Here is a 325-nt window from a genome sequence, read left to right as displayed (position 1 = left end):
TAGATATTATCATTCCTGACAGTACCGGGAATGCCATGAAGGCAAAACTGGTCTACGTACGGAATCACAGCAACCGCAAGGACTGGGTATGCTTTGTATGCACTGACATGACCTTAGATGAAGAGAAAATCCTCCGTGCGTACACGATGCGCTGGAAAATTGAAACCTATTTTAAAATGTCAAAGAGCTATTTAAAACTTCGTACGGAATGCCACAGTACAAGCTATGATGCCATTACTTCACATATGGTAATCGTTGCAATACGGTACATGATACTGGCAATTGAGCGTTTCCAAAATACAGATAACAGAAGTCTGGAAGAACT

1 protein-coding gene is annotated in these 325 nt (G+C 41.2%); it reads left to right on the top strand.

The features are described 5' to 3' along the window. A partial coding sequence (locus VSQ62_RS32340; RefSeq protein WP_334638795.1) for a transposase occupies positions 1-325 on the top strand: 325 nt, incomplete at both ends.

Origin of the sequence: Sporofaciens sp. JLR.KK001 (assembly GCF_036941055.1) — a bacterium.
Classification (GTDB): Bacteria; Bacillota; Clostridia; order Lachnospirales; family Lachnospiraceae; genus Sporofaciens.
The sequence above is the reverse complement of the archived record's forward strand: the minus strand, read 5'-3'. Positions and strand labels throughout refer to the sequence as shown.